This window comes from Streptomyces sp. NPDC058872, from assembly GCF_042743065.1.
In the GTDB taxonomy this organism is placed as follows: Bacteria; Actinomycetota; Actinomycetes; order Streptomycetales; family Streptomycetaceae; genus Streptomyces.
In genome coordinates this window covers 115,698-137,600 of record NZ_JBHYMK010000013.1, presented here as the reverse complement: position 1 = coordinate 137,600, position 21,903 = coordinate 115,698, and the positions used below count along the sequence as shown (strand labels likewise).

21 protein-coding genes are annotated in these 21,903 nt (G+C 73.6%); 11 read left to right on the top strand and 10 right to left on the bottom strand.

The features are described from left to right. The 5 genes from ACFW22_RS11180 (at nt 1) to ACFW22_RS11160 (ending at nt 2,336) form a co-directional block, all read left to right on the top strand. On the top strand, nt 1-186 hold the full coding sequence (locus ACFW22_RS11180) for a hypothetical protein (protein ID WP_386401609.1): 186 nt from the start codon (nt 1-3) through the stop codon (nt 184-186). Between the two features lie 54 nt (nt 187-240). Continuing rightward, on the top strand, nt 241-654 hold the full coding sequence (locus ACFW22_RS11175) for a CBS domain-containing protein (RefSeq protein ID WP_386401607.1): 414 nt from the start codon (nt 241-243) through the stop codon (nt 652-654). Nucleotides 655-737: 83 nt separating this feature from the next. Beyond that, nucleotides 738-1,196 carry an Hsp20/alpha crystallin family protein gene (locus ACFW22_RS11170; RefSeq protein WP_386401605.1) on the top strand — a complete coding sequence of 153 codons (459 nt, stop codon included), beginning with the start codon at nt 738-740 and terminating at the stop codon, nt 1,194-1,196. Then, entirely contained in the window at nt 1,193-1,696 is a 504-nt protein-coding gene (locus tag ACFW22_RS11165; protein WP_386401603.1) for a flavodoxin domain-containing protein, read from the top strand. Before ACFW22_RS11170 ends, ACFW22_RS11165 begins: the two co-directional genes overlap by 4 nt. 43 nt (nt 1,697-1,739) lie before the next feature. Then, nucleotides 1,740-2,336 carry a hypothetical protein gene (locus ACFW22_RS11160; RefSeq protein ID WP_386401601.1) on the top strand — a complete coding sequence of 199 codons (597 nt, stop codon included), beginning with the start codon at nt 1,740-1,742 and terminating at the stop codon, nt 2,334-2,336. A gap of 92 nt (nt 2,337-2,428) precedes the next feature. Here ACFW22_RS11160 and ACFW22_RS11155 read toward each other — a convergent pair whose 3' ends face one another. The 4 genes from ACFW22_RS11155 to ACFW22_RS11140 form a co-directional block, all read right to left on the bottom strand. Continuing rightward, the gene (locus tag ACFW22_RS11155) at nt 2,429-3,088 is read right to left on the bottom strand and encodes a DUF4389 domain-containing protein (protein ID WP_386401599.1); all 660 of its coding nucleotides are present in this window, start codon (nt 3,086-3,088) and stop codon (nt 2,429-2,431) included. A gap of 5 nt (nt 3,089-3,093) precedes the next feature. Beyond that, nucleotides 3,094-3,699, bottom strand: coding sequence for a CBS domain-containing protein (locus ACFW22_RS11150; protein WP_386401597.1), 606 nt, complete (start codon nt 3,697-3,699; stop codon nt 3,094-3,096). A gap of 77 nt (nt 3,700-3,776) precedes the next feature. Then, a complete protein-coding gene (locus tag ACFW22_RS11145; protein WP_386401595.1) occupies nt 3,777-4,430 on the bottom strand; it encodes a CBS domain-containing protein in 654 nt (217 codons plus the stop codon). 103 nt (nt 4,431-4,533) lie between these two features. Then, nucleotides 4,534-5,961, bottom strand: a complete 1,428-nt coding sequence (locus tag ACFW22_RS11140; protein ID WP_386401592.1) for an MBL fold metallo-hydrolase RNA specificity domain-containing protein — start codon at nt 5,959-5,961, stop codon at nt 4,534-4,536. 179 nt (nt 5,962-6,140) lie between these two features. Between ACFW22_RS11140 and ACFW22_RS11135 the strand changes: the two genes are divergently transcribed. Together ACFW22_RS11135 and ACFW22_RS11130 are read left to right on the top strand one after the other, a co-directional pair. Beyond that, nucleotides 6,141-6,929: an HAD family hydrolase gene (locus tag ACFW22_RS11135; RefSeq protein WP_386401590.1), complete on the top strand. Its 789-nt coding sequence runs from the start codon at nt 6,141-6,143 to the stop codon at nt 6,927-6,929. Then, nucleotides 6,926-9,316: a glycoside hydrolase family 65 protein gene (locus ACFW22_RS11130; RefSeq protein ID WP_386401588.1), complete on the top strand. Its 2,391-nt coding sequence runs from the start codon at nt 6,926-6,928 to the stop codon at nt 9,314-9,316. The genes ACFW22_RS11135 and ACFW22_RS11130 overlap by 4 nt, the downstream gene beginning before the upstream one ends. Before the next feature lie 36 nt (nt 9,317-9,352). On the opposite strand, the gene ACFW22_RS11125 is transcribed toward ACFW22_RS11130, so the two are convergent. Both ACFW22_RS11125 and ACFW22_RS11120 read right to left on the bottom strand, forming a co-directional pair. Beyond that, nucleotides 9,353-10,303 (bottom strand): Acg family FMN-binding oxidoreductase, encoded by a 951-nt coding sequence (locus ACFW22_RS11125; protein WP_386401642.1) that lies wholly within the window; start codon nt 10,301-10,303, stop codon nt 9,353-9,355. A 61-nt stretch (nt 10,304-10,364) separates the two neighbouring features. Next, on the bottom strand, nt 10,365-10,982 hold the full coding sequence (locus ACFW22_RS11120; RefSeq protein WP_386401586.1) for a CBS domain-containing protein: 618 nt from the start codon (nt 10,980-10,982) through the stop codon (nt 10,365-10,367). Nucleotides 10,983-11,229: 247 nt separating this feature from the next. Here ACFW22_RS11120 and ACFW22_RS11115 point away from each other — a divergent pair, with 247 nt between their 5' ends. Genes ACFW22_RS11115 through ACFW22_RS11100 form a run of 4 tightly spaced genes read left to right on the top strand, consistent with a single transcriptional unit; the run spans nt 11,230 to nt 17,391 of the window. Further along, nucleotides 11,230-12,126: a universal stress protein gene (locus ACFW22_RS11115; RefSeq protein ID WP_386401584.1), complete on the top strand. Its 897-nt coding sequence runs from the start codon at nt 11,230-11,232 to the stop codon at nt 12,124-12,126. Beyond that, nucleotides 12,123-12,980 (top strand): universal stress protein, encoded by an 858-nt coding sequence (locus tag ACFW22_RS11110; RefSeq protein WP_386401582.1) that lies wholly within the window; start codon nt 12,123-12,125, stop codon nt 12,978-12,980. The genes ACFW22_RS11115 and ACFW22_RS11110 overlap by 4 nt, the downstream gene beginning before the upstream one ends. Before the next feature lie 7 nt (nt 12,981-12,987). Beyond that, nucleotides 12,988-15,606 (top strand): HAD-IC family P-type ATPase, encoded by a 2,619-nt coding sequence (locus ACFW22_RS11105; RefSeq protein ID WP_386401580.1) that lies wholly within the window; start codon nt 12,988-12,990, stop codon nt 15,604-15,606. A 51-nt stretch (nt 15,607-15,657) separates the two neighbouring features. Next, entirely contained in the window at nt 15,658-17,391 is a 1,734-nt protein-coding gene (locus ACFW22_RS11100) for a GAF domain-containing protein (RefSeq protein ID WP_386401578.1), read from the top strand. Between the two features lie 92 nt (nt 17,392-17,483). Here the strand turns inward: ACFW22_RS11100 and ACFW22_RS11095 are convergent, their stop codons facing one another. The 4 genes from ACFW22_RS11095 to ACFW22_RS11080 form a co-directional block, all read right to left on the bottom strand. Beyond that, nucleotides 17,484-18,170, bottom strand: a complete 687-nt coding sequence (locus ACFW22_RS11095) for a response regulator (protein WP_386401576.1) — start codon at nt 18,168-18,170, stop codon at nt 17,484-17,486. A gap of 191 nt (nt 18,171-18,361) precedes the next feature. Beyond that, nucleotides 18,362-19,627, bottom strand: coding sequence for an MFS transporter (locus ACFW22_RS11090; RefSeq protein WP_386401574.1), 1,266 nt, complete (start codon nt 19,625-19,627; stop codon nt 18,362-18,364). 2 nt (nt 19,628-19,629) lie between these two features. Then, the gene (locus ACFW22_RS11085) at nt 19,630-21,009 is read right to left on the bottom strand and encodes a GH1 family beta-glucosidase (RefSeq protein ID WP_386401572.1); all 1,380 of its coding nucleotides are present in this window, start codon (nt 21,007-21,009) and stop codon (nt 19,630-19,632) included. Nucleotides 21,010-21,121: 112 nt separating this feature from the next. Continuing rightward, nucleotides 21,122-21,805: a TetR/AcrR family transcriptional regulator gene (locus tag ACFW22_RS11080; RefSeq protein WP_386401570.1), complete on the bottom strand. Its 684-nt coding sequence runs from the start codon at nt 21,803-21,805 to the stop codon at nt 21,122-21,124. Nucleotides 21,806-21,903: the final 98 nt, after the last annotated feature.

Here is a 21,903-nt window from a genome sequence, read left to right as displayed (position 1 = left end):
ATGCCCAGGAAGACACGGCACCGGGTCGTCCGGGAGGCCGAGCCGGCGACCCGACGCGGGCGACGGACGCCCGGGGGAGATCCGTCGTCCGGGCGGGGCGGGACCCGCCAACGGTTCCCGGAGGCGCCGGTCGGACGGCCCGGTCGCCCGGTCCAGACCGTCCGGGTGTCGGCGCTCTTCCTCTGAACCGCGGTGCTCCGACCGGGACGACCAGCAGGGGGCGGAAGGGAGAACGAGACCATGACCACCGCGAGGGACATCATGCACACCGGCGCGAGCTGTGTGCAGGAGAACGAGACCCTGATGGACGCCGCACGCCGCATGAGCGAACTGGGCGTCGGCGCACTGCCCATCTGCGGGCCGGACAACCGGCTCCACGGCATCATCACCGACCGGGACATCGTGGTGAAGTGCCTGGCCAAGGGCAAGGACCCGGCGCGGATGACCGCGGGGCACCTCGCCCAGGGCAAGCCGATCACCGTGGCTGCCGACGCGGACAGCGAACAGGTGCTCCGCACCATGCAGGACCACCGCATCCGCCGGCTGCCCGTGATCGAGGACCACCGCTTGATCGGCATGATCAGCGAGGCCGACCTGGCCCGCCACCTCCCGGAGGAGCGGGTGGGGCACTTCGTCGAGGAGATCTGCTGCTGACGGCATCCAGGCCCCGGTGGCCGTCCCCACCGACCCGGGCCCGTGGCGACCCGCCGGGGCCCCGCACGACGAGGAGCAGAACGATGACCACAGGCAAGGTGGAGCGCAGGCACAGCCGCTTCCCCGACTTCAACGACTGGTTCGGCAGGGAGTTCCCCGGGCTGCCCGGGTGGCGGCCCGGTGCGGCGGCCCACTCCATTCCCGTCGAGGTGAGCAGCGGCGACGGGGCGTACGTGCTCCGGGCCGAGCTCCCCGGAATGGACCCCGAGCACGACATCTCCATCACCGTCGACGACAACCTCATCACGGTGAGCGCGGAGCACGGCGAGGGCACCGAGGACAAGGAGCACTCGGAGTTCCGCTACGGATCGTTCCGCAGGACCGTCCGGCTCCCGGCCACGATCCCCGCCGACGACGTCGAGGCTTCGTACGCGGACGGCATCCTCACCGTGCGCATCCCGGTGCCGGACGAGACGGCCACGACCGGACGGAGGATTCCGGTGAAGCGCATCGACACCACGAGCGGAGGCGAACGGGCATGAACCGCAAACGGGTTCTGGTCGCCTACGGCAGCAAGCACGGCGCGACCAAGGGAATAGCCGACGAGATAGGCCGGACGCTCCAGGCCGACGGCATCGACGCCGTCGTCCTGCCGGCCGACACCGTCAGCGACGTCAGCGGCTACGACGGCGTCGTCCTCGGCGGAGCCCTCTACGCGGGCCGGTGGAACGGCAAGGCGCGTCGCTGCGCCCGGCGCAACGCCGAGCAACTCCGTCGACGACCGGTCTGGCTGTTCAGCAGCGGTCCCGTCGACGACTCGGCCGAACGGCACGACATCCCGCCCGTGCGCGGCGTCGCCCGGCGGATGAAACGGCTCGGCGCACGGGAGCACATCACCTTCGGCGGCGCCGTGACCGCCGACAACCCCGACCTGATCGCCCGGTCCATGGTCCGTCACGGCAAGGGCGGGGACTTCCGGAACCCGGCACGGATCCAGGAGTGGGCCCATCACATCGGGACCGACCTCGGCACCACGAACTGACCGGCGCCACCGTCCCGCCGGCCGATCCACCCGGAGGTGTGTCATGCACCGTCGCACGCCGCCGGACCCGGGACGCATGCCGTCCGGGAGGGTCCCCGGCGGGCGCCTCGCACTGGCCCTGGTCCTGGTGATCGCCCTGGTGTGCGGCGCCGTCGCCGCCGTGAGCCTGTGGAACACCGGGGGCCGGACCGACCGCGAACTCGCCCTCCACCGCCACCAGGTCGCGGCCACCACCACGGGGCCGGCCGAGGCCCCGCCCGCCAGCGCCCGCTACGGCGCTGCCCCGAGGGCCGTCGCACCGGCGGTCTGGCAATACCCTGAGAACGTCCGCCGGTCCGGGTCGATCCACGTCCCCGCCGGGACGCCCCCCAAGCACACCGTGACCATCTGGGTCGACGACACGGGCACCCCCGCCCGGCCCCCGGGCGGTGCCGCCGACCGCGCGCTGACCTCGCTCCTGGGCGGAAGCCTGGCCACGGCCGCCGTCGGAGCGGCCGGAGCGGGCCTGCTCGTCCTGGCCGGCCGGCGTGCCCGAACCCGACGGTTCGCGGTCTGGGAGCAGGAGTGGGAGCAGGTCGAACCCGAGTGGTCGGGACGGCTCCGGAGGCCGGGCGGACCGCCGGAGGGCGATGACGAGTGACCGCCCCGCCCCGGAGTCGGTTGACCGCCCTCCGGAGGAAGGGGACCACCCCGGAGCAAGGGGACCGCCCCGCCCCGGAACGGCGAAGCCCCTCAGCGGGCGGCGCCGGAGGCCGGTTCCGCGCCGCCCTGGTCGAGGCGGAAGGGCGGGTAGGCGTCCGTCATCAGGCTCGCATAGGCGGCGACCCGCAGGACCCAGCGGTTCAACCCGACGACCAGGTCGAACAGGTCGCGCGGATAGCGCTCGGTGAAGGCCACGGCGAAGCCGGCGATGAGGGTGAGCAGGGTGATCAGGCCGCCGCTCCACCAGCCGCCGCGCATGCCTCCGGTGAGGAAGACGAGCACCAGGTAGTGGGGGACGGCGAGCAACCACCACTTGACCAGGACCAGCGAGCGGGACAGCTGCTTCGGGTAGGCGATGTCGAGCCGCGCCGGATAGTCCGGTTCGGGCCCCAGGCTGAAGGGCGGGTAGCGGTCGGTCCCGAGGGCTCCGTACGCGTAGTACGCGACGCGCCAGGACCACCGGAGCACCCCGAGGTTGAAGTCGAAGAGGCCCCGCGGGTAGCGCTCGGTGAACAGGATGGCGAAGAAGGCGATCACCGTCACCACGAAGAACGCGATCCAGAGGAAGAACAGCACGATCCAGTGCGGAATCACCAGGATCCACTTGACCAACCAGAGCCAACGGGACAGCCGGCCGTCGAGTTCGGCCGTCACCGCCACGGGAGCGGACGGGACGCTCGGGGTGTTCATGGTCGTCACTTCCTCGTCGATTCCTCGTCGCCGTACGTGAGCCGGTCGACGACCCCCACGACGCCGTCGACGCTGTTGCAGAGCCTGAGGAGCACGGGCGCGAGGCCACGGCGGTCGACCGTGCCGCTGAGCGTGACCTCGCCGTCCACCACCTCCACCGACAGTGCGGAAGGGCTCAGCCCCAGGGTGTGGGTGACGACGTCCTCGACGATCTCCTCCTGGATCGCCCGGTCCCGGCGCAGGAACAACTGCACGAGGTCGCTGCGGCTGAGGACGCCCACGAGCCGTCCGTCGTCGTCGACCACGGGCAGGCGCTTGACCTTGGAGCGGTCCATCACCCGGGCGGCGCGCACCGCGCTCCAGTCGGGCCGGGCGACCACGGCGGGACTCGTCATGAGCGTGCCCGCCGTGTCGGGTCCGGCGCCGGCGGAGCGGCGCCGGACGAGGTCCGCCTCCGAGACCACGCCCAGGGGACGGTTCGCCCCGTCCACCACGCACACCGCGGTGATGTCGAACTCGTCCAGGAGCCGGGCGATCTCCTTGAACGTCGTTCCCGGAAGGACGCTGACGGCCGTGGGGGTCATCAGATCCGCAACGCTGCGGTGCCTCATCGCTCGCCATCCTCTCTTCTGGCCGCCCCCGCCCCCGCCCGCGCCCACCGGTCCGGGAGCGGCGGCGCCGGCCCGGGCTATGTCCGGTCCTCGGCGGTGAGCTCGCACCGCACGTCCACGACCCCTTCGACGGCCCGGGTCAGACGGGCCGCGAGCGGCACGCGCGCCGTGTCGCGGATCTCGCCGGACAGGGTCACCACACCGCCGTCGACACGGACCTCCACCTGCCGGTGGGAGAGGGGGAACAGGTGCTCGACGACCTCGCGCCGCACCTCGGCGGCGAGGTCCTCGTCCGTACGGAGGAAGACCTTGAGGAGGTCGGCCCTGCTGACGATCCCCTGGATGGTGCCGCTCGCGTCCACGACCGGCAGCCGCTTGACCCGGCGGGCGGCCATGAGACGGGCCGCCCGGGGAAGGGACGCACCCGGATCGACGGTGACGGCGGGCGAGGTCATCAGGTCCTCGGCCCGGCGAGAGCCTGCCTTGGCCATGGCCTTCCCCCGGTGCAACTGCTCCACGAGGCCGAGGCGGTGGTCGTGGAACTCCTCCTTGAGGAGCAGGTCCGCCTCGGAGACCACCCCGACCACACGGCCCTCGCCCTCGATGACCGGTACCGCGGTCACCCCCCACCGCTCCATGGCGGCGAGGATCTCCTTGAACTCCGCCCCGGGCTGGACGGCGACGACCCTCTTGGTCATCACGTCGGCGACGGTGAACGGCTGGTCGCTCATGGCCCGCTCCTGTCCTCCTGCTCCTCTTTCCCCCCAGCGTCCTGCACCCGGCCGGACGCCGGGAGGGCCGCGCAGGGCACCCCCGGGGTCCGAACGGCCCGGGTCAACGGACGAGGACGGCCTCGCCGGAGCGCGGGACGACGGCCGTCCAGCCCAACTCGTGGTCGATGCGGTCGCGCAGGGCGGCGGCCGCCGCCGGTTCGCCGTGCACCAGGTAGGTGGTGTGCGGCGGAGGGGCGCCGCGCAGCCAGTCGACGATCTGCTCCGCATCCGCATGGGCCGAGAAGTGCGGAACGTCGGCCACCTCGGCCCGCACGGGGACGTACTCGCCGAACATCTTCAGCGTGCGCGCCCCGTCCACCAGGTCCCGTGCGCGGGTGCCGGCCGCGGCGAAGCCGACCACCACGACGGCGTTGCGGGGATCGGGGAGCAACCTGCGCAGATGGTGCAGGACCCGGCCGCCGGTGGCCATGCCGGCCGAGGAGACGATCACGGCGGGCCCCTCGACGTGGTTGATCTCGATGGACTCCTGCACCGTCCGTGCGGCGAGGAACGGCTCCGGCCGCAGCGCCGCCTCGCCCTCGGCGAGGATCTCCGGCCGAAGCTCCGCGGAGCCCCCTCGCACCGCCTCCCGGTACACGTCGAGCGCGGCCAGGGCCATCGGACTGTCCACGTACACCGGGACCGACCGCGGCAGGACGCCGCTCTCGCGCAGCCTGGTCAGCTCGTGCAGGACGACTTCGGTGCGGTCGATCGCGAAGGCCGGGATGACGACGGTGCCGCCCCGGGCGAGGGCCCGCGCGATCACGGCGGCGAACTCCGACCTCGCGGACGCCTGGTCGTGCCGCCGGTCGCCGTACGTGGACTCCATCAGCAGCACGTCCGCACCCGAGAACGGCTCGGGGGGCAACAGCAGCGGGTGGCCGGGTCGGCCGAGGTCGCCGGAGACCGCCAGGGAGTGCCCGTCCTCCAGGGTCAGGTGTGCCCACGCCGAGCCCAGGATGTGCCCTCCGTGGTGCAGCCGGAGCCTGGTCCCGGCCATGACCTCCACCTCGGCACCCACCGGCACCGGGTCGAAGAACGCGAGCGTCTTCTCGACGTCGGAGTCGTCGTACAGCGGCTTGGCCGGGCGGTGCTTCGACCAGCCGTGTTCGTTCGCGTGCCGGGCCGCTTCCATCTGGAGCCGCGCGCTGTCGCGCAACACGATCCCGGCCAGCCGGGCCGTGGCCGCGCTGGTCAGGATCGGCCCCCGGAAGCCCTGGCGGACGAGGCGGGGCAGATAGCCGCAGTGGTCGAGGTGGGCATGGGTGACGACCACGGCGTCGACGTCCGCCGCGTCCCGGGCGAACCGCTCCCAGTTGCGGCGGCGCAGAGCCGCGAAACCCTGGAAGAGTCCGCAGTCGAGGAGGATCCGCGCATGGTCGCTCTCCACCAGGAACTTGCTTCCCGTGACCGTACCCACCCCGCCCAGGAAGCTGAGCAGGGCCGGTCGCGGCGTCACGGGCGCCGTGCTCGGGGCTGCCTCGGACATGTCCGGCCCTCCTTCGGAACGCCTACCCGGTCCCACCCTCGCACGCGGACCGGTCCCGCCCGGAGAGTCCGTACGGGCCCCTCCCGGGGGCCGACCGGCCCATGCACGGGCGGAGAACCGCCGGGAGCCCCGTGGCCGGGGGCCACCGCGGCGACGGGAGCGGCGGGCCGGAGGGCCCCGTGAAGCCGCCCGGCGCGCCGGATCCGGGTCGGAGCTCCGGGACCGGTCCGCCGCGGGCCCTCGTCCTGGACACGGACGGCGTGCTCCTCGACTCGGCCGGTCTGCACGCGGCGGCCTGGAAGGCCGCACTGGACCCCTGTCTGGAGGCGGTCACGGACGCCGAGCAGCCGCCCTTCGACGCCGATGCCGAGTACCGCCGGTTCGTCGACGGCCGGCCCCGCTACGACGGGGCGGCGGCTGTCCTCGCGGCCCGGGGCCTCGGGCTGCCCGCCGGAACGCCCCGCGACCCGCCGGGATGCGCGACCGTCTGGGCGGTGGCGGCGGGCAAGGAACGGGCGTTCGCCGACCTCGTCCGGACCGAGGGCGTCCGCGCCTTCCCGGACGCCCGCCCCGCCCTCGCGGAGCTCCGCTCGGCAGGAGTGCCCTGTGTCGCGGTGTCCGCCTCCCGGCACGCCCGTGCACTGATCGGTGCCGCCGGGCTCGCCGACCTCCTCGCCGGCATCGTGGACGGGGAGGACGCCGCCCGGCTGGGCCTCGCCGGCAAGCCGGATCCGGCGTTGTTCCTGCGGGCCGCGGCCCTCCTCGGCCTCCGTCCCCCGGAGACCGCGGTCGTCGAGGACGCGCTCCCCGGAGTCGCGGCGGCGCGCCGCGGCGGCTTCGGCCTGGTCGTCGGCGTCGACCGCACCGCATCCCGGAGCGCGACCGCCCCGCTGCGCCGACAGGGCGCCGACCTGGTGGTGCCCGACCTCGTGACGCTGGTCCGGAGCATATGGAGCGACCGCGGATGAGCCACGACTGGACCTGGAGCTACGACCACTACGACCCGGGGCGCGAGCCCCTGGTCGAAGCCCTCTGCACCCTCGGCAACGGCCGGTTCGCCACCCGGGGCTCCGCACCCGAGTGCGCCGCCGGAGGCGCCCACTACCCCGGCACCTACCTGGCCGGCTGCTACGACCGGCGCACTTCGGTCGTCGCGGGGGAACGCGTCGAGAACGAGGACCTCGTCAACCTCCCGAACTGGACGCTGCTGCGCTACCGCTGCCTCCCGGACGACGGGCCGCCCGGCGACTGGTTGACGCCCGACGCAGCCGCACTCCGCCACTCCGACGTGCAACTCGACCTGCGTGCGGGGGTGCTGACCCGACGCCTGTTCTTCGAGGACGCCCACGGACGGGGCCTGCGGGTCAGCCACGTCCGCGTCGTCCACATGGGCGACCCCGGCCTCGCGGCCCAGCACAGCCTGTTCCGCGCCTACGGGTGGCGCGGCTCCGTCGAAGTGCAGTCCCTCCTCGACGGCACCGTCACCAACGCCGGGGTCGAGCGCTACCGGCACCTCGACGGGCACCACCTCACCCACGTCCGGGCCGGTTTCGAACCCGGTGGAACGGCCCGGCTCTCCTGCCGCACGACCGACCCCGGCGTCACGATCGCCCTGGCCGTGCGGACCACCACCCACCCCGAACGGCCCGCGTGGGAGACCGCCTCGGCGGACGGCACCGTGCAGACCTACCGGCTGCCGATCGTGCCCCGCCGGTCGGTCACCGTCGTGAAGACCCTGGCGCTGTGCACCTCGCTGGACTGGCCGGCCGCCGATCCGCTCGCCGCGGCCGTCGACGCCATCGAACAGGCCCCGGCCTTCCCCCGGCTCCTGGCCGCCCACCGGGCGGCCTGGAGCCGCGTGTGGGAACAGGGCGAACTCCACGTGCCCGGGGAGGCGGGGCGCATCCTGCGCCTGCACGTGTTCCACCTGTTGCAGACGCTCTCCCCGCACACGGCCGACCTCGACGTGGGCGTCCCCGCACGCGGACTGCACGGCGAGGCCTACCGGGGGCACGTCTTCTGGGACGAACTCTTCGTGCTGCCCTACCTCGACCTCCACTTCCCGGAAGTCGCCCGGGCGCTCCTGATGTACCGCCACCGCCGTCTGCCGGCGGCCCGCGCCGCGGCCCGCGCCGCCGGCCAACGGGGAGCCGTGTACCCGTGGCAGAGCGCGAGTTCGGGGCGCGAAGAGACCCAGGAGCTCCACCTCAACCCGCGCTCCGGCCGCTGGCTGGCGGATCACTCGCGGCTCCAGCGCCACGTCGGCTCCGCCGTCGCGTACAACGTCTGGCGCCATGCGCGGGCCACCGGCGACCGGGGGTTCCTGCACTCCGCCGGTGCGGAGGTGCTGCTCGAGGTCGCCCGCTACTGGGCCGGCACCGCCACCTACGATCCGGCGCTCGACCGGTACCGCATCCGGGGCGTGGTGGGGCCCGACGAGTACCACGACGCCTACCCCGGTGCGGCGACCCCCGGCATCGACGACAACGCCTACACCAATGTGACGGCCGCCTGGGTGCTCGCACGGGGCCTCGACCTGCTCGACGAACTGCCCGCTGCCCGCCGCTCGGAGCTGGCGGAGCAGCTGTCGCTCGACGAGGACGAACTCGCCCGCTGGGAAGAGGTGTCCCGTCGCCTGTACGTTCCGTTCCACCGGGGGGTGGTGAGCCAGTTCGAGGGGTACGGCGACCTGGCGGAGCTCGACTGGGAGGCCTATCGGGACCGGTACGGCGACATCCGGAGGCTCGACCGGATCCTGGAGGCAGAGGGGGACACGGTCAACCGCTACCAGGCGTCGAAGCAGGCCGACACCCTCATGCTGGGCTACCTCTTCCGGGTCGAGGAGCTGTACGGACTCTTCCGCAGGCTCGGCTACCCGCTGGACGACGAGACCTGGCGCGCGACCGTCTCGTACCACCTGCGGCGCACCAGTCACGGATCCACGCTCAGCAGCCTCGTCCACGGCTGGGTGCTGGCCCGCCAGAAGGGTGCCGACGCCTGGCGCCACTGCGAGGAGGCCCTGCTCGCCGACGTGGCCGACGTCCAGGGCGGGACGACGGGCGAGGGCGTCCACCTCGGTGCCATGGCCGGCACGATCGACCTCGTCGAACGCGGGATCACCGGCCTGGAGACGGGCCCCGAGGGACTCAGGGTGGCTCCGGTGCCGCTGGCCCAGATCCCGCGGTTCGCCTTCACCCTGTGCGTCGGCCGCCACCGGGGGGTGCGCCTGCGGATCCTTCCCGGCCGGCTGGCCGTCCGGGTGCCCCACTCGCCCGCGGGCCCGCTCACCGTGGTCCTCCCCGGCGACCGACGACTCGCGGTCGAGCCCGGCCAGGAGCGCTGGTTCCGACTGTGACGGGCTCCGCCGCGAGGAGAGGGGCAGCGGGGAGGGTCAGCCGAAGGCGAGCACCTCGGAGACGGGCCGGCGGGGCGTGGCGCGTCCCCGGGGGCCGTAGCCCAGCCGGATCACCATGTGGACGAAACCGATCGTCGAACCCGGGTCGCGGGCGTCGGAACGGAGCTCGGGCCACTCCAACGGTTGGGACATGAGCGACGTGGCGAGACCGTCCAGCGTGGCCTGCAGGAGGACCCGCTGCATGGCCTGGCCGGCCTTCAACCAATCCTCCGGACCGTCGCCGACCGTCCCGAGCAGTGCGATCTGCGGCGCCTTCTCGAAGCGCGCCGCGGCACGATCGGGGACCTGGCGGGGTGCGCCGAAGTTCCTGACCGGGGAGGTCACGTCGTACTGCCTCGGCCCGAAGGCGTACGCGGGGATGCCTTCGGTGTCGGGTCCCTCCCCGGCCGCGCCCGTGCGGGTCCACGCCGCGATCTCCGCGCGCACGGCCTCGTCCGCGGCCTCGAACAGTTCGGAGGCGTGCACGAGCCCCATGACGGTGTCGGTGTGCCACGCCCCCGGCACGACGAGCCGGCACCCCTCCAGCAGGGCCGCGGCACGGAGACCGTCGGTCACTTCGGGCGGAATCCGCTCCTCCGTGAAGGGGAAGCGACTGGTGTGCCGCTGTCCCAGGGCCGGGTGGAGCACCCCGAGGTCGTCGTCGGCGCCCTCGGGACCGTCGAAGCGCACGTCGGCGAGGTGCCAGGGGTCGTCCGCGGCGGGCAACAGCCGCACCACCGGCCGGAGGCCCCGGTGCGCGGCGGAGACCCGGAGGCAGAACAGGGCGGCACCGCAGCCCAGGTGGAGGGCGCGGTGGGAGGGGTCCTCACGCGGCATGGCGCGCTGCGGATCGCCGTACAGCGCGATGGTCCCGGTGTCCGTCCCGGCGACGAACTTCCAGGGCTGCGCATTGTGCATCGAGGGGGCCGTGACGGCGTCCTCGACCATCGAGGTCACGATCGGTCGGGTCAGAGCGGTGGGAGACACGGTTCGTCCTGTCTGAGGTCGGTCACCGGGAAAGGGGGGCCCGGCTGGGCGAAGCGGGGCGCCTGTCGTCCTCCTGGAAGGACAACCTGTCCACGACGGCGACCACCCCGTCCACCCTCTCGGCGAGCTCGACGAGCACCAGGGCCTGGCTCCGTCGCCTGATCCGCCCGGAGAGGGTCGCCACGCCGTCGAGGACGTGCACGTCCACCGCGTCCCCGGACAGCTCCATGGCGCCCGCGAGGACGTCCTCGCGGATGCGGCGCCGGACCTCCGCGTCCGGGCGGAGGTAGACGCAGAGCAGGTCGCGGCGGGTCACGATGCCGACCAGGCGCTCCTCCTCGTCGACGACGGGGAGGCGCTCGACCCCGCGGCGCACCATGAGCCGCGCCGCGTCCGCGACCGTCTCCTCGGCGTGGACCGTGACGGCCGGACTCGTCATCAGCTCCCCGGCCGTCAGGTCGTGGCGGGCCAGGAGGTCGCTCTCGGACACGACGCCCACGACGCGGTCGTCCCCGTCCACGACGGGAACCCCGCTGATGTCGTTCTCGGCGAGCATCTTCACCACGTCCCTGAACGACGTCGCGCGAAGGGCGGAGACCACGCCGTCGGTCATCAGGCCGCCGACCTTCATGTGCTTCATCGCCACACCTCCTCCTGAGGGGGGCGGACGGTGCGCCGTCCCGCGTCACCACCCTCCGCCGCGCGACCGGGCTCCGGGAGGGGCCGAACGGCCCACCGTCAGGCCCGAACGGACTTGATGCGCACCCCGTCCGGAGGGGGGACCTTTGGCCCCGTCGTTGGCCCCAGCGGCCCTCCGACCCCAGGCGCCCGGATGTCAGGGTGGGGGCAGGCCCCGATGCCCCGCCCGGACCGCACGAGGAGGAGCCATGGACGGATCCACCCCCGGTCCCGGCCTCGGCAGGGTCGTCGTCGGCGTCGACGGATCGCCTTCCGCCCGCACGGCGGTGAACTGGGCGGCGACGGAAGCGGCCCTGCGGCGCAGCACCCTCTGCCTCGTCCACGCGGTGGACGCACCGACCTCGTTCCTGCCCCCCGGCGAAGGCGACGGGGACCGCCGGGCGGGGCGGGAACTCCTCGACCGGACCGCCGAGACGGTCATGGCGCACCACCCCGACCTGACGGTCGTCACCGAACTCACCGACGGGGCGGCCCCCGGCGGCCTGCGCCGCTCCGCCGACCGGACCGACACCGTCGTCGTCGGACACCGGGGCGTCGGCGGTTTCTCCGCGCTGCTGCTCGGATCGGTCGCCCTGGAGGTGGCCGCTGCCGCGACCACCCCCGTCGTGGTGGTCCGCGGGGGCGTGGAACCGAGCGGGGCGGGAGCCGTCCTGGCCGCGGTCAGGAACGAGACCGACCTGGGCTGCGCCCGCGCGGCGGCACGCGAGGCCCTGCTGTGGAAGGTCCCCCTCAGACTGCTCCACGTCTGGGGAACGCCGCTCTCCATCGGCTCGCGGACCGCGGGGCACGGCGATGACGAGGAGCCCGCCCGCCCGCACGTCCGGGTGCTGGCCGCGGTCTCCGAACGGATGCGAGAGGAGTTCCCGTCCCTGAGCCTGCACACCGAGGGCCGGCGGGACCTCAGCGTGCCCGGTGCCCTGGTCGACGCCTCGGACCGGGCTGACCTCCTGGTCGTCGGTGGCCGACGGGCGCCTGGATACCTCGGGCGCACCCTGGGACGGACCACGCTCAGCCTGTTGCAGCACGCCCACTGCCCCGTGGAACTCATCCCGCGGCACGGGCCCGGACACGGGAGCACGTCATGACACCCACCATGGACCGACGCGCCGTCGTGGTCGGCGTCGACCCGGTCAGGCCGGGACGCCTCGCCCTCGCCTGGGCGGCCGACGAAGCCCGCCTCCGCGGAGCCGACCTGCGTCTGGTCGTCGCGGTGCCGCCGCGGCACGACGTGCGGCACGTCGACGACACCGCCCGGCACCGGGCCCGGCGCCAGACCGCCACCGAGGCCCTCGGCTCCGCACTGGCCTGGGCACAGAACCGGCAGCCGGGAGTCAGGACCACCTCCGCCCTCCTGGACGGTTCTCCCGCAGGAGTCCTGTCCGGACTGTCCGACGGCGCCGACCTGATCGTCCTCGGTTCCCGCCACCTCAGCCGCACCGAGGAGTTCCTCAGCGCCGGCTCCCTGGTCGTCCCGGTCACGGCGACGGCACGCTGCCCGGTGGTCGTCGTGGGCGACGCGGAGCACGCCACCCAGGAGACCCCCTACCTGGTCGTCGGCGTCGACGGCAGCACCTCCTCGCGCACCGCCCTGGCCTGGGCCTTCGAGGAAGCCGATCTCCGGCGCTGCGCCCTGCGCGCCCTTGCCGTCTGGCAGCCCCCCGTCTTCACCGTCCAGCACGACGTGCTCTTCCAGGCCGAACGCCGTCTGCTCTCGGAGATGACCGCGGGGTGGACGGAGAAGTACCCCGATGTCCGCCTCACCCACGAGGTGCTCCTCGGTTCCCCCGTCGAGGTGCTCGCGGACGCCGCCGAGCACGCCCTGGCCGTCGTCGTCGGCCGGCGGGGGCACGGCGGATACTCGGGGATGCGCGTCGGCTCGGTCGTCCACGGGCTGCTGCACCGTGCGCACTGCCCGGTGATCACCGTCCCCGCCCGGTGAGCGGGCCATGACCGCATCGGAGGCGGACCGGACCCTCGCACCGGGGCCGGCCGCGGCGGGACTCTCCGAGGCGGAGGCCGCCCGCCGGCTCGCCGACACCGGCCCCAACGAAGTGACCGCGAGGAAACCCGTACGCCTCCACCGGCGCGTCCTGGTCCAGCTGACCGACCCGCTGATCATGGTGCTCCTCGCGGCCGTCGCGCTGACGCTCGCGATCGGTGACCACCCCGATGCGATCGTCATCGGCACGGTCGTCCTCGTGAACACCGCCGTCGGCGTGGCCCAGGAGATCCGGGCCGACAACGCCGTCGCCGCCCTCTCGGCCCTCACCGCGCCGCACGCCCGCGTCCGGCGCGACGGCGTCGTCCGCGACCTGCCGGCGGCGGCGGTCGTCCCCGGGGACGTGCTGCTGGTCGGCGAGGGCGACGTCATCGCGGCGGACGCCGGGCTCGTCGAGGCCTCCGCCCTCCTCGTGGACGAATCCATGCTCACCGGGGAGTCCGTACCGGTGGACAAGGAGGTCGGCACGGCGCTGAACGGGGGCACGGTGGTCGTACGGGGCCGGGGCGTGGCCACCGTGACGGCGACGGGGGCCGCCGGAGCCCTCGGCCGCATCGCGACGCTGCTCGACGAGGAGCGCGAGCCGACCCCGCTGCAGCGCCGTCTCGCGGCACTCGGACGGGTCCTCGCGGTCGTGACGCTGGCCCTGTGCGTCCTGGTCTTCGCCCTCGGCCTGGTGCGGGGACTTCCGCTCGGCACGATGGCGGTCACCGCCATCAGCCTGGCCGTGGCGGCCGTTCCCGAGTCCCTCCCCGCCGTCGTCACCCTCGCCCTCGCCCTGGGAGCCCGACGGATGGCCGCCCGACACGCCCTGGTCCGGCGCCTGCCGGCGGTGGAGACGCTCGGGTCGGTGTCCGTGCTGGCCACCGACAAGACCGGCACCCTGACCCGGGGCCGCATGGTCGTCGAACGGGTCTGGACACCGCTCGGGAGCGTCGACCCGTCCGGTGTGGAACACGAGCCCCCGGAGGCGCCTTCCGGGGGCGGGGGACCGGTGGCGACGGACGGGCTCCGGTCCGCGACGGAACTGCTGACCGTGGCCTCCCTCTGCAACGACGCGACGCTGCGTCCCCCGGACGACGGGGCGTCCGGGGGAGGCCGCACGGCCCTGGGCGATCCGACGGAGGTCGCCCTGCTGGCTGCCGCGACCGCGATGGGCTGCCCCTCGCAGGAGGAACTGGCGAGGACCCGGCCGCGGATCGGAGAAGCCCCCTTCGACAGCCTCCGCCGGCGCATGACCACCGTGCACGCGGCCGGTGGGGGACGGGTGCTGGTCTGTCTGAAGGGCGCCCCCGAAGCCGTGCTGGACCCGGCCGTGCTGAGCGAGCCCCCGGACGCGCTCGCCGCGGCACGGCAGGAGGCCGCACGACTGGCCGCCCTGGGGTACCGCGTGCTCGCCGTCGCCTCGGGTGCACGGGACGGCCTTCCCAGTCCGGTCACCGCGGCGGAGGCGGGACTCGCGCTCCTCGGCCTCGTCGCGCTCAGCGACCCGCCCAAGTCGAACGCCGCCGCCACCCTCGCGTCCTGTCGGGCGGCCGGCATCACCCCGGTCCTCATCACCGGTGACCATCCGGCGACGGCCCGGGCGGTGGCGTCCCGGGTCGCGCTCCTGGGCGGCTCCGAGACGGACGACCGGGTCCTCACCGGTGCGGACGTGGCCGCGGGCCGCGTCGCCGACCTGACCTCGGTGCGGGTCTTCGCCCGTACCGACCCCCAGCAGAAGCTGGACATCGTGGAGGCGTGGCGCTCCCGGGGCGCGGTCACCGCCATGACCGGCGACGGCGTCAACGACGGTCCCGCCCTGCACCGCGCCGACATCGGCGTCGCCATGGGGGCCCGCGGGACGGAGGTCGCACGACAGGCCGCCGACCTGGTCCTCACCGATGACGAGCTGTCCACCGTCGTGGCGGCCGTCGAGGAGGGGCGACGCGTCTACGACAACATCCGGCGCTTCCTCGTCTACGGAATGGCGGGAGGCGCGGCCGAGATCCTCGTCATGCTCATCGGCCCCTTCCTGGGACTGCCGCTGCCCCTGCGGGCGGGACAGATCCTGTGGATCAACCTCCTGACGCACGGCCTCACCGGTGTCGCCATGGGGGCCGAACCCGCCTCCCCGGGGACGATGCGGCGTCCGCCCCGCCCGCCGGACCAGCACGTCCTCGGCGGCGGAGCGTGGCAGCGCCTGCTGGTCCTGGCCGGGGTCGTCACGGCGGGCTCCCTCGCCGCCGCGCTCGGCGCCCGGGCCCTCGGCCGCGACTGGCAGAGCGTCCTCTTCCTCGCGCTCCTCGCCGCACAGCTGGGCGCCGTCCTGGGACTCCGCTCCCGACTTTTCACCCGAAAGAACCCCTTCCTCCCCCTGAGCGTTCTCGCCTCGGCCCTACTGGCCCTGGCCGCGCTGTACGTGCCCTTCCTGAGCTCGGTCCTGGAGACCGTCCCCCTCGACGGGGCGGGCGTCGGGCTCGCCGCCACCTGTGCCCCGCTCGGCTTCCTCACCGCGAGATCCGTCCGCACCGCCTATCGCGGGGACGGCTCGGCTGGAGCATCGCGGACACCCGAACTACGGTGAAGGGGCTTCTGCCCGGCGAGGGCCGTGCGTGCGACGTGGCCGGAGGTGGCGATGGATCGGGAGAGCCCCGGGCCGGGCGACAGCAGGCTCCCGCGGCTGAAGCTCGACGAGCTGCTCGACGAGCTGCAGGTGCGCATCGACGAGGTGCGGGGCACCAGGGACCGGCTCAACGGACTGCTCGAAGCCGTCATGGCCGTGGGCAGCGAGCTCGACCTGCCGCAGGTGCTCCGGGGCATCGTGGAGGCGGCGGTCACCCTCGTCGACGCCGGGTACGGGGCACTGGGCGTCATCGGCGACGACCGGAAGCTCTCCGAGTTCGTGACCGTCGGCATCGACGAGGAACTGCGGGCACGGATCGGGGACCTGCCCTCGGGCCACGGCCTGCTCGGCGAACTGATCCGCAATCCGCACCCCCTGCGCCTGCCCGAACTGTCCGAGCACCCCGCCTCGTACGGTTTCCCGCCGCACCACCCGCCGATGCACTCCTTCCTGGGCGTTCCGGTCCGCGTCCGTGACGAGGTCTTCGGCAACCTGTACCTCACCGAGAAGCGGAACGGGGTCGACTTCGACGCCGAGGACGAGGCCGTGGTGACGACCCTGGCCGTTGCGGCCGGCATCGCGATCGACAACGCCCGCCTGTACCAGGAGGGCAGGCTCAAGCAGCGCTGGCTCGCCGCGAGTTCCGACCTCACCAGCGCCCTGCTGTCCGGGGCGGAGGAGGCCGAGGTCCTCGAAGGGATGCTGGAGCAGGCGGTGGACATCGCAGGGGCGGACACCGGGGTGTTCGCCCTGATGGGTTCCCGGGGCGAGCTGAGGGGGTCGCTCGCCCGGGGGGAGGGGGCCGAAGCACACCGGGGCCTGGTGCTGCCCAGCAGCGAGGGCACCCTCGCCGCGATCGCCCTCGCGGAGGAGGGCCTGGTCACGGTCGCCGACGTGGAGAACGAGCCGCGCATCACGGTCCAGCGCGACCAGTGGAAGGGCTTCGGCCCGGCGGTGGCGGTCACGGTGGGCACGAAGGAGCGGTTGAGCGGCGTCCTGATCCTCGCGCGCCGCCGCGAGCGCCAGCACTTCACGGTCGCCGAGACCACTGCCCTGCCGGGGTTCGCCGGACAGACGGCACTGGCGCTCGAACTGGCGGACCGGCGTCGGGAGGCGGAGCAGATCAGCCTTCTGGAGGATCGCGACCGCATCGCCCGCGACCTGCACGACCTGGCGATCCAGCGGCTCTTCGCGACCGGCATGACCCTGCAGAGCACCCGCAGGTTCGTGGACCATCCGGAGGCCTCGGACCGGTTGGGCCGGGCGATCGACGACCTCGATGCCACCATCAAGATCATCCGGTCGACCATCTTCGGCCTCCGGGAGCACGACGCTCCGGGCAGCGCGCCGAAACTGAGGAGCCGGGTGGTCAAAGCCGTGGACGAGGCCACGGTCACCCTCGGATTCACCCCGGCGCTGCGCATGGAGGGCCTGCTCGACACGGAGGTGCCCCCCGAGACGGCCGATGAGGTGGTCGCCGTCATCGGCGAGGCCCTGAGCAATGTGGCCCGGCACGCTCGGGCGCACCGGGCCGAGGTGTCCGTGGTCTGCGACGGGGGCGTCCTGGCGGTCGAGGTGGGCGACGACGGCGTCGGCATCCCGCCGAACGGCCCCCGGAGCGGGCTGCGGAACCTCCTGGAGAGGGCCGAACAACTGGGCGGCACCCTGACGGTCCGCGCGCGGGGCGAGCCGGTGGGCGGCACGGCGGTCGAGTGGCGGATCCCGCTGTCCACCGGGCGGACCTGAGGGCCGAACCGGTAGCCGCCCGCCGCCCGCCGCCCGCCGCCCGCCGCCCGCCGCCCGCCGCCCGCCGCCCGCCGGTCGGAGGCCGGAAGTCCCTACCGTTCCTCCGCTTCGTGCTCGTGGGCCTGCGCGGCGATCACGGCGGCCTGTACGCGGCGCTCCACCCCGAGCTTGCCGAGCAGTCGCGAGATGTGGTTCTTGACGGTCTTCTCCGACAGGTAGAGCCGCTTCGCGATCTGTCGGTTGGTGAGCCCTTCGCCGATCAGTTCGAGGACGGACCGTTCCCGCTCGGACAGCACGGCGAGCCGCTCGTCCTCGGGCTGTCGCGTCGGCTCGGGGTCCCGCAGGGAGTGCATGAGCCGGGCGGTGGTCGCGGGGTCCAGCATCGACTGTCCGCTCGCCACGGTCCGCACCGCCGACACGAGGTCGGCCCCCTTGATCTGTTTGAGGACGTAACCGGCCGCTCCCGCCATGATCGCGTCGAGCAGTGCTTCCTCGTCGTCGAACGAGGTCAGGATCAGACAGGCCAGTTCGGGCATCCGGGAGCGGAGTTCCCGGCAGACGGAGATTCCGTCGCCGTCCGGCAAGCGCACGTCGAGGACAGCGACGTGCGGGCGCAGCGCCGGACCGCGGGCGAGGGCCTGCTCTGCCGTCCCCGCCTCTCCCACCACGTCCAGGTCCGGTTCGTCGTCGATCAGGTCCCGCAGACCCCGGCGCACGACCTCGTGGTCGTCGACGAGGAAGACCCGCGTCGGTCCGGCGTCGGTCGGCAGATCGGTCATGGTGCTTCCCGGGGTCGGTGGGTTCCTGCCCGCCCCCATGAGGATTGTCCTCCATCCCCGCCCCCATGGGTACCGGGATCCGTCCGGATGTCGTCCGGATGCCGTCCGCGGGGCACGGACGGGTCGGCCGGTCGTCCCGTTCCGGGGGACGCTCGCGGCTTCGTTCCGGAGGGTGCGGAACGAAGCCGCGGTCAGTCCACACCGCGGATGCGGCCGACGAGGAGGCCGCCGAGGAGGATGACCAGGGCCGCCGCGGCGTACAGGCCGGTGTAGCCGCCGAGGTGGGCGATGACGGGTGCGGCGACGGCCGGGGCGAGGACCTGGGGGCCGGAATTGGCGATGTTGATGACGCCGAGGTCCTTGGCGCGGTCGACGGCCTTCGGCAGCACCTGGGTGACCAGGGCCTGGTCGACGGCGAGGTAGATGCCGTAGCCCCCGCCGAGGACGGCGGCGGCGGCGAGGGCGGCCGGCCAGGTGTGGAACAGGGCGAGCGCCAGCGCGGCGGCCGCCATGACCACGGAACAGAGGACGACGAAGCCCTTGCGTCGCCCCACCCGGTCGGACAGGGCGCCCACGGGGACGGCCGTGAGGGCGGCGCACAGGGTGTAGACCGCGGTCAGGACCAGCACCCCGGTGCCGGGGTCGCGGTGGTGGACCGCATCGGCGAGGAAGTAGAAGAGGTAGAGGGTGCCCAGGGCGTTGCCGAGGTTGATCAGGAACCGGCTGAGCCAGGCCCAGCCGAAGTCGGGGTGCTGCCGTGGACTCACCCAGAACGAGCGGGCGAAGGCGCGGGGGTCGAAGGCGGGGCGCAGTGCCCGGGGCAGGGGCGGTTCGGCGTGGAGCAGGACGAAGGGCAGCGCGAGCACCACGGTGAGCACGGCGAGGACGGTGTAGCCGGCCCGGACGCCGGTGACGAGCAGGGTGGTGACGAGCGCCCCGAGGACCAGGCCGAAGGACTGCATGAGGCCGGTCCAGCCGGAGACCCGGGCCCGTTGGCCGAGCGGCACCTGGTCGGCGATCGGGGTGGCGACCCCGGCCAGCATCGCGTTCAGGCCGGCTTGCGCCAGGCACCAGCCGAGGGCGACGCCCGTCACCGTGTGCTGGGCTGCGGTGATCGCCAGGCCCGCCGCCCCGGCGAGGGCACCGCCGAGGATCCAGGGCCTGCGGCGGCCGAACCGACCGGTGGTGCGGTCCGACCACGCACCGGCGATCGGGTTGGCGAGGACCGCGGCGAGCGCCCCGAGCCCCGTGACGAGCGACAGCGCGGCGTTCTTGTCCTGCGCGGCGATGCGTTCGAGTTGCAGCGGCAGCAGGACCTGGATGGGCGTCATGAAGGCCATGAAGACCGCGAGCGTGGCCAGCGAGAGACGGGCCGTCCAGCCGGCCGTGACCGGGACGGTGGGCTCGGCGAGGACGGCGGTGCGGTCCGCCGCCCCGGTGTCCGGGGCGCGCTCCACGGTCACTCCGTCGCTCTGGACCGCTGGGAGGCGATCAGGTCGCGGTACCACGCGAAGCTGGCCCGTGGCGTGCGGAGTCCGGTGGCGAAGTCGACCTCGACGAGCCCGAAGCGCTGGTGATAGCCCTCCGCCCACTCGAAGTTGTCGAGCAGCGACCAGGTGAAGTAGCCGCGCACGTCGACCCCCAGGACCTGGGCGCGGGCCACTGCGGCGATGTGTCCGGAGAGGTAGGCGATCCGGTCCTGGTCGTCCAGCCCCGCGGGTTGGGAGCAGCCGCTCTCGGTGATCCACACCGGGGGAAGGGCGTCTCCGTAGCGGGTGCGGAGGCCGGTGAGGAGCTCCGTGAGCCCTTCGGGAACCACGGGCCAGCCGAAGTCCGTCCGGGGGTAGTCCTCCTGGGGTTCGGTCAGGTCGAAGGGGAGGCCGGATGCGGGGTCGACCGGAGCGGTGACCCAGGTCGGGTTGTAGTAGTTGATGCCGAGGCCGTCCAGTGGAGCGGAGATGGTGGCCAGGTCCCCGTCGCGCACCACTCCGCCCCAGCTCGGCTCGGGCATCCCGTAGGCCGAGAGGTCGGGGTAACGGCCCAGGAGGACGGGGTCGTTGAAGAGCCGGTTGTGCAGGGCGTCATAGGCCGAGGCCGCGGCGCCGTCCGCGTCCGACCGGGTGTCCGGGCGCAGCCGGACGGGGGTGCAGTTGTTGGCGATCAGCACCTGCCCTTCCGGGACGGCGGCCCGCAGTGCGGCGGTGGCGAGGCCGTGGCCGAGCAGTTGGTGGTGGGCGACCGGCAGCGCGTCGAGCAGCAGGGCACGGCCCGGGGCGTGCACGCCGAATCCGTAGCCGAAGGACATGTGCACGAAGGGCTCGTTCAGGGTGATCCACCGGTGGACCCGGTCGCCGAGCCGATCGGCGACGACGGCTGCGTACTCGGCGAACCGGTGGGCGGTCGAACGGTTCAGCCATCCGCCCCCGTCCTCCAAGGCCTGCGGCAGGTCCCAGTGGAAGAGGGTGGGCGTCGGCTCGATTCCGGCCGCGAGCAGCGCGTCGACCAGGCGGTCGTAGAAGTCGAGCCCGCGCGGCTCGACCCGGCCCGCACCGGTCGGCAGGACGCGCGGCCAGGAGATCGAGAAGCGGTACGCGTCGAGCCCGAGCCGGCGCATCAGCGCGACGTCCTCGTCGAACCGGTGGTAGTGGTCGCAGGCGATGTCGCCGGTGTGCCCGTCGCGTACGGCCCCCGGGCGCCGTACGAAGGCGTCCCAGATCGAGGGGCCCTTGCCGTCCTGTTCGGCCGCGCCCTCGATCTGGTACGCGGCGGTCGAGGCGCCCCAGGTGAAGTCGGAGGGGAGCCGGGGGATTCGTGCGGCAGCGGTGGGGCGGGTGGTCACGGGCGCCTGCCTTCGATCGGTGATGCGGGAGTTGCTCACCTTCGACCGCCGGCGTGCGTGCGGCCCGCCGTCCGAAGTGGGCCGCACCGTAACATGAACCTCTGTTCATGTTCTATGGGTGGGGAGGTGCTCCGGAGTGGCCTTCCGCCGTCGTCAGTCGGTCGCGCAGGTCCTCCCAGTAGGCGTTCAGCATCCGCTTGAGCTCGTCCACCGTCCCCGGGTCCGGTTCTCCGTCGTCCCTGAACGCTTCGTGCAGCACGGCGTTGGCCGCCCACACCGCCGTCCGGGTCGCCCGGCGCAGCTGCTCGCCGCCCGGCGCGCCGAGCAGGTGCTCCACGATGCGCTGCAGGCCTTCGGCGATGAGGGCGTTGCTCGCCTCGTCGGCCCGTGCGAGCTCCGGGCTGAGGTGCCGTCCTGCCCAGAGCGCCATGCCGCCGGGCTGGGACCGGAAGACCTCGGCGTAGACGTCGACCACCGTGCCGACCAGGTCGGTCAGCTCGCCCCCGACGGCCCGCTCCACGAGCTCGTCGATGGCGGTTTCGAAGGCCGCCAGGTACTGCTGGCCGAGGGCGTCCACGACCGCGCTCTTGTCGGGGTAGAACTGGTAGATGCTGCCGATCGGCACGCCGGCCTCCTCGGCGATCCGTCGGACGGTCAGCGCCTCGTACCCCTCCTGGGACAGGAGCCGGTCGGCCGCCGCGAGGACGGCCTCGACCCGGGCCCTGCTGCGTGCCTGTTGCGGCTGCCTCCGGAGGCGTGCTCGCGCACCCGGTTCCGGTTCCGTCGCTTCCGTCACGCCTTGCTCCCGGTCGTCCGATGGGGGGCGAAGGTAGCACGCGGCCGTTCGCGGGGCCGGCGCCCGGGAGCTTCCCGGCGCCGGGTGCCGGACCCCGG